The sequence below is a fragment of the Propionivibrio sp. genome, assembly GCF_049316945.1.
Lineage (GTDB): Bacteria > Pseudomonadota > Gammaproteobacteria > Burkholderiales > Rhodocyclaceae > Propionivibrio.
In genome coordinates this window covers 22,989-30,383 of sequence record NZ_JBMOJE010000060.1, presented here as the reverse complement: position 1 = coordinate 30,383, position 7,395 = coordinate 22,989, and the positions used below count along the sequence as shown (strand labels likewise).

General features: G+C 58.4%; 5 protein-coding genes. 1 reads left to right on the top strand and 4 read right to left on the bottom strand.

What is annotated here, in order from left to right; genetic code table 11:
• On the top strand, positions 1 to 308 hold a 308-nt coding region (locus ACOYNV_RS14435; RefSeq protein WP_422900487.1), incomplete at its 5' end, for a hypothetical protein.
• A gap of 159 nt (positions 309 to 467) precedes the next feature.
• On the opposite strand, the gene glgX is transcribed toward ACOYNV_RS14435, so the two are convergent.
• The 4 genes from glgX to ACOYNV_RS14415 form a co-directional block, all read right to left on the bottom strand.
• Entirely contained in the window at positions 468 to 2,642 is a 2,175-nt protein-coding gene (glgX, locus tag ACOYNV_RS14430; protein ID WP_422900486.1) for a glycogen debranching protein GlgX, read from the bottom strand.
• Between the two features lie 198 nt (positions 2,643 to 2,840).
• Positions 2,841 to 5,045: a 1,4-alpha-glucan branching protein GlgB gene (glgB, locus tag ACOYNV_RS14425; protein WP_422900485.1), complete on the bottom strand. Its 2,205-nt coding sequence runs from the start codon at positions 5,043 to 5,045 to the stop codon at positions 2,841 to 2,843.
• Between the two features lie 370 nt (positions 5,046 to 5,415).
• Positions 5,416 to 5,949, bottom strand: a complete 534-nt coding sequence (locus ACOYNV_RS14420; RefSeq protein ID WP_422900484.1) for a response regulator transcription factor — start codon at positions 5,947 to 5,949, stop codon at positions 5,416 to 5,418.
• Positions 5,950 to 5,958: 9 nt separating this feature from the next.
• Positions 5,959 to 7,212, bottom strand: a complete 1,254-nt coding sequence (locus tag ACOYNV_RS14415) for an ATP-binding protein (protein ID WP_422900483.1) — start codon at positions 7,210 to 7,212, stop codon at positions 5,959 to 5,961.
• Between the last annotated feature and the right edge of the window lie 183 nt (positions 7,213 to 7,395).

Genomic DNA, 7,395 nt, shown 5'->3' with positions numbered 1-7,395 from the left:
CGTTCTCGCTCCCCGTGGATGTTCATGGGGCCACCAGCACGCCGACTGCCGCACCTTCAACGCGCGGCGAAGCGGATAGCAGGATAATGGAAAAGGACTTGCAGCGACTGCCCTGGAAGCAGTTCAGGTCGGTCATCGAATCCGTTCCACAGTTGAAAGCCGGCGTCGAGGCCTATGGCCCGATCGGATGGCAATTCGTCCAGGCAAACTACGGAACCTACGGCTGGAAGAAGCACATCGACAAGCTTGATGATACGCAGAAGAAACGTCTGGCCGAGTTGATACACGCCGCCAAGGGCACCAGATAGAACCCCTTGGCTGAGCCTGGAATCCTGAAAAACCAAGGCTGTTCGCTGTGCCCGCTGTGTCGCCGTGGTTTTAACTGCGGTTTACAGGATGATCGCTGGGACGGGCATCTGATTATCACGGTGCAGGTGTTGCCGAGACAACCGAACCAGGTTGAAAATTCATTTACTCTGACAGGACGATCTTGGCTGCCGCAGCAGTACCAGTGATCGCCCCTGCAAAAGATAGGTGCTGCCACGAGCATATCGATGCTCTGACTGAATACTCGTGTCGACTACAGGTAGCCAGCGTACATGAGATCGAAAGCCCGGCAAGGTGAAGGGGATATCGTCGGGAGAGGCATTCAACATGATCAGGAAATCGTCGTCGCCAACAGCGCTGCCCCGCCTGTCGACCTCGCCGATGGCGTCTCCAGCAAGATACATGCCGAGGCAGCGGGCAAAACCCTGATTCCACTCGTCGTCTCCCATCTCCAGCCCGTCGGGGTTCAGCCACAGGAGGTTCTTGATTTTTCCGCGTAGCCGCTGTTCCTGGAAAAAACTGCGCCTGCGAAATACGGGGTGCGCTTTGCGCAAGCCGATCATGTGCTGGACGAAGGCCAGCAGTTCCTCGTCTTCCGGTTTCAGTTCCCAGTTGAGCCAGCTTGTCTCGTTGTCCTGGCAATAGGCATTGTTGTTGCCCTGCTGGCTGTGCCCCATCTCGTCGCCATAGAGCAACATCGGCACGCCCTGGGAAAGAAACAGCGTGGCCATGAAGTTGCGCTTCTGCCGGGCGCGCAGGGCGAGTATCCCGGCTTTGTCGGTCTCCCCCTCGACGCCGCAGTTCCAGGACAGGTTGTTGTCGTGTCCGTCCCGGTTTTTCTCGCCATTGGCCAGATTGTGTTTCTGCTCGAAACTGACCAGGTCGTGCAGGGTGAAGCCATCATGGGCTGTAACAAAATTGATGCTGGCATACGGACGACGGCCATTGTGGGCATACAGGTCGCTCGATCCGGTGAGCCGATAGGCAAGATCGCCGATCAGCCCGCCTTCGCCTTTCCAGTAGGAGCGCACCGCATCGCGGTACTTGGCGTTCCACTCGGTCCAGCCAACCGGAAAATTGCCCACCTGATAGCCGCCCTCGCCCAGATCCCAGGGTTCGGCGATAAGCTTCACCCGAGACAGCACCGGATCCTGGTGGATGATGTCGAAAAATGCCCCGAGCCGGTCCACATCATGCAGTTCCCGCGCCAACGCCGCAGCGAGGTCGAAACGAAAGCCGTCCACGTGCATTTCCTGCACCCAGTAACGCAGGCTGTCCATGATCAATTGCAGCACACGCGGGTGCATCATGTTGAGGGTATTGCCGCAGCCGGTGTAATCCATGCAGAAGCGCCGGTTGTCTTGCGTCAACCGATAATAGGCGGCGTTATCGATGCCGCGCAGACTCAGTGTCGGCCCGAGATGGCTACCTTCGGCGGTGTGGTTATAAACCACGTCCAGAATCACCTCGAGGCCCGCCCGGTGCAGCGTCTTGACCATGGTTTTGAATTCGCGTACCGCGTCGTCGGTCGCTGCATAGCGCTGCTCGGGGGTGAAAAATCCGATGGAGTTGTAACCCCAGTAGTTGCGCAAGCCAAGCGGTAGTAAATGGAAGTCGTCCACAAAAAAATGCACCGGCATCAATTCGACGGCCGTCACCCCCAGACGCCGCAGATGGGCAATCGCCGGCGCGCTGGCCAGACCAGAGTAGGTTCCGCGAATGGCCTCGGCGATATCGGGATGGAGCGCGGTGAAGCCCTTGACGTGCACCTCGTAAATGATCGTGTCGTTCCAGGCGGTGTCGGGTGGCTGGTCGTCTTCCCAGTCGAAAGACGGATCGATCACCTGGCATTTTGGCATGGCCAGGGCGTTGTCGCGCCAGTCGAAAGACAGGTCTTCGTGCCTGGCTCCGATCTTGTAACCGAAGTTGGCGTCGCTTGGGCGAAAGTTCCCCGCTACCGCCTTGGCGTAAGGGTCCAGCAGCAATTTGTTGGGATTGAACCGGTGTCCCTGCGACGGCTGGTAGGGCCCGTAAACCCGGTAGCCATATAACAGACCGGGTTTCGCTCCGGGCAGATAGCAGTGCCATGCCAGATCGGTCTGCTCGCGCATCTCGATACGCTCTGTTTCGCGCCGGCCGCGTGCATCGAACAGGCACAACTCGACTTTTTCTGCGTGCTCTGAAAAAAGGGCGAAATTGACACCATCATCGTCCCATGTCGCACCAAGGGGAAACGGCTTTCCTGGCTGTACAACTGTCGCCGGCCTGGTAATTTCGCCCCCCTTGTCACGTTTCAGCATGGGATTTTTTTGCATCTCCAGCCCTTCCGATTTGAATAATCCCGGCTTCTATACAGCTATTGATCCTGGAAACCGAAGCTGATTAACCACGAAGAACACGAAGAACACGAAGAAAAAAGAAGGCTGTGAATTTGGCGTTGCTGACCCGATGGGCAATCCACCAAAGTGTTCCAATTCATCGCTTATCTTCGTGTCCTTCGTGCACTTCGTGGTTTAACAGGGTTTTTCAGGTTGATTCAACTTTTGCGGTTCATACGCAAGAACGATTCCCGCCAGGGGTGGAAGCGTCAGTAAAAGCGAATGCGAGCGGTTCATCCATGGCAACTCATCGGCCTGGAGCGAGCTGGAACCATTTCCTACGTTGCTTCCGCCATAGGTTTCCGCGTCGGAGTTGAGCACCTCGCGATAGGTACCGAGCAAGGGAACGCCAATTCGATAATCGTGGCGCGTCACCGGGGTGAGGTTGACCACCACCACCATCAATTCGTCCCCTTCACCCTTGCGCAGGTAGCTGATCACCGACTGCTGGGCATCGTTGCAATCGATCCATTCGAAGCCATTCCAGTCGAATTCGTTCCGGTGCAGCGCCGGGCTTTCCTTGTAGAGATGGTTCAGATCCCGCACAAAACGTTGCATGCCCTGATGCAGTGGGTATTCGAGCACGTACCAGTCGAGCACCCCGCAACTGTCCCACTCCCTTCCCTGGCCAAACTCGGTACCCATGAACAGCAGTTTCTTGCCCGGATGAGTGAACTGGTAGGTGTAGAGCGTGCGCAGGTTGGCGTGCCTTTGCCACTCGTCCCCTGGCATCTTGTGCAGCATCGACTGCTTGCCGTGTACTACTTCGTCGTGCGAGAAAGGCAGCATGAAGTTCTCGGTGAAGCAATACAGCATGCTGAAGGTTAGCATGCCATGTTGATACTGACGATAAATGGGCTCATGCGCCATGTAGCTCAAGGTATCGTTCATCCAGCCCATGTTCCACTTGATGTCGAAACCCAGGCCACCCAGGTAGGTCGGGCGGCTGACCTGCGGCCATGAGGTCGATTCCTCGGCGATCATCAGGATGCCGGGGCATTGTTCATGTACCGCCACGTTGAGTTCGCGCAGGAAATTGATGGCATCAAGGTTTTCGCGTCCGCCGTACTGGTTGGGAATCCACTCGCCTTCCTCACGCGAGTAGTCGAGATAGAGCATCGAGGCGACGGCGTCCACGCGCAGGCCATCGATGTGCATGTCCTCCAGCCAGTAGATTGCGCTCGACAGGAGGAAGCTCTTGACCTCGTTGCGACCGAAATTGAAGATCAGCGTAGACCAGTCCTTGTGCTCGCCAAGGCGCGGGTCGGCGTGCTCGTACAGCGGTGTGCCGTCGAAGCAGGCGAGGCCGTGGGCATCCTTGGGGAAATGCGCGGGCACCCAGTCGAGCAGCACACCGATGCCGTTTGCGTGGCAGTGGTCGACAAAGTAGCGGAAATCGTCGGGGTTGCCGAAACGGCTGGTCGGTGCGAAGTAGCCGGTGGTCTGGTAGCCCCAGGAGGGATCGTAAGGGTGCTCGGTGATCGGCATCAGTTCGATATGCGTGAAGCCCATGTCCTTCACGTAATCCACCAGTCGGTGTGCCACCTCGCGATAGTTGAGGAACTCACCCTCCTGGTCGCGTTGCCAGGAGCCCAGGTGCACTTCGTAGACTGACATCGGCGAATGCATCCAGTCACCGACGCGTCGTTTTTCCATCCAGGTGCCGTCACCCCAAGCGAAATCGCAGAGGGAGGGAATGATCGTGCCGGTGCGCGGGCGAAATTCATGGCGCTGACCGTAGGGATCGGCCTTTTGCAGAACCTGACCACTGTGGCGATTGCGGATTTCGTATTTATAAACATGTCCGGGATCGAGGTCGGGGATGAACAACTCCCAGACGCCGCTACCGCCACGCACCCGCATCTGGTGGCGTCGCCCGTCCCAATGGTTGAAGTCGCCGATTACGCTGGCACGCTCGGCATTTGGCGCCCAGAGGGCGAACAGCACACCACCGATGCCGTCTACTTCGTGTTCGTGGGCGCCCAGGAAAGTGAATGCGTGCCGGTGGCGCCCCTCGCCGAACAGGTGCAGATCGAGATCACCGATTTGCGGCGCGAAGGTGTAGGGATCGCGCGAGATGTGCTCGCGATGGTGGCTGTCGCGCCAGATCAGGCTGTAATGCGCCGGCAGAGCCTTGCCGTCGCCGCGCCACTCGAAATGGTCACTTTCCGGCAGGCGCGACAACAGCAGGCCGCCCTCGGCGATTCGCACCTCGGCGGCGTGGGGAATGAATGCGCGAACTACCACCTCTTTGCCATCAGGATGGCGTCCCAGGACGGCAAAAGGATCGTGATGGCGTGCTTCACTGATGCGTTGACGTTCCGAATCCAGATGGCTCATTTTCATTGTCGTTCTCTCAGAAATTGTGGTGGAGGGCTGATTCAAGTCAAAAGGCAACTTTGTTATGGGGCTTTAGTCAAGCTGTTTCATAAGTGAAACCATTGATGTTTTCGTGGGCACTACGCAAACTCAATAATATCTTAGTCCGACTAGCCCATTCAAGCTCCTGAAAAAATGGCTCATGGAAAAATCTTGCCGTTCGGCAAAGGCGGCGATTTTTGGCGCTCGATTTCACTTTGAATGCAGCGGAGTTCCCTCTGCCCCTGGAGCACTCGCCAGACAGCGCTTTGCAGCACATGTTCCCTGATTCTCTGAAATGAATGATCAGGAATTTCTTCAGGAGCTTTGCGGCATTACTGCTCCGCCGCAATTACCCTTCCCGGGTCGGCCGCTTGGCCAGCTTGCGCTGCAGGGTGCGCCGGTGCATCTTGAGCACGCGGGCAGTGGCAGAAACGTTGCCTTCGTATTCGTGCAGTACGCGCTGGATATGCTCCCATTCGAGGCGACTTACCGAGAACGGTTCAACGCTGGTCAATTCTTCGCTATTGGGCCGGGCACTGGTCTCGAAAGCGGCAAGAATGGTATCGACATCGACCGGCTTGGCCAGATACTGCACCGCACCCAGCTTGATGGCATCGACCGCCGTGGCGATGCTGGCATAGCCGGTCAGCACCACGATGCGGCAATCGGCATTGATCGCCAGCAGCGGCTCGATCAGGCCCAGACCCGAATTACCGGCCAGGTTGAGATCAAGAACAACGCGCTGCGGCGGCCTGTTTTGCGCCTGTTCCAGTGCGGCTTGCGCATCGGTTGCCCCCTCGGCGTCGAGGCCGCGGCGGCCCAGTGCGCGCGTCAGTACGGCGTTGAAGGTTTCATCGTCGTCAATGACCAGGATGTTTTCCATCGTCTTCTTTCAGGTGGTAACTGTTGCCGGCAGGCGAATGCGCGCCACACCGCCACCATCATTATGCAGGCTAAGCTGGCCACCCAACCGCGAAATTGCGGCATGTGCGAGAAACAGGCCGATGCCACTGCCAGCGGCGTGCGTCGGAAAGGGTTCCCGCCCGGCTTGCTCCAGTATAGGCGCGGCAAAGCCAGGGCCACTGTCATGCACTTCAATGGTCAGCCATTCACCATCCCAGTCAGCTACAACACTGACCTCCGAACCGGTATCGGCGGCGTTGCTGAACAGATTCAACAGTCCTTGCTCAAGCGTTTTATCGGTGATGATCATCGGTGCCGGTGCGCGTCCGGCGAGTTTCAGATCGCTGGTCGCACTCGGCCGCAATTCCAGCCAGCGCCGATGAACCTCGCTCAGCCAGCGATCCGCCTGAACTGCGGCCGCATTGTCGAGGCGCTCGGCACCGGCACGCTCGGTCAGGCCGCTGATGATTCCCTTGCAGGCGGCGATCTGCTTGCGCAGCAGCGCGACATCGGCATGGGCCGCTTCACCAAGACTGGCATCGTGCGCCAGCTCGCCGGCGACGATGGCCATGGTCGCCAGGGGGGTGGAAAGTTCGTGCGCGGCACCGGCGGCCAGGCTGCCAAGGGCGATGACGCGCTCGTCGCGCAAGGCTTTTTCACGTACGGCGGCGAGTTCGGCATCGCGTTGCCGGATCGAGGCCGTCATGCGCACGACAAACCAGGCCAGCATGACCACCGACACGACAAAGGTGAACCACATGCCGGCCAGATGCAGACGGGCAGCGCGTTCGACGTCGGCAATCGGCAGCGGCAGATAGATGAGGTTGAGCAAGGAATAAGCGGCCACCGCCAATCCGGCAATGATTGCCACCCGACCTGCCGACAAGCCCAGAGCCGCGATGGCCACCGGCGGCAGGAGCAATGAGATGAGCGGATTGGCGGCACCGCCGCTGAGGAACATCAGCACCGTGAGGGCGACAATATCCAGCACCAGTTGCACGAAAAGTTCGCCGTCATCGAATGCGGGCGTACGGTTGATACGGCGAGCCACCAGCGTATTGGCCAATATTTGCAAGCCGACTACCACCAGCATCGGCCAGCGTGGCAGCGCTATATCGAGCAAGACCGGAACGACCAGAATCGCCGCCACTTCTCCGGCCAGCAGCCACCAGCGCAAGACGACCAGCCGGCGGAGGGTAACCGAAGTATCCGTGTTCCTGAGCGGTGAAAGCGTCTTTGGCATAAGCCGTGCATGCTAAGTCGTAGCGCATGGCATGGCAAGCGCGGAGCACCTCAGGGTGATTGAGTTTGAATTTTCCGACGCCAATCGCCAGGCTGGGAGGCTCGTCAATAGGCGGTCTTGGGATAGCATGCCTTGAGAAGCGCATAAACAGGGCCTCTCATGGCAGCACATCTGTAGAAGACC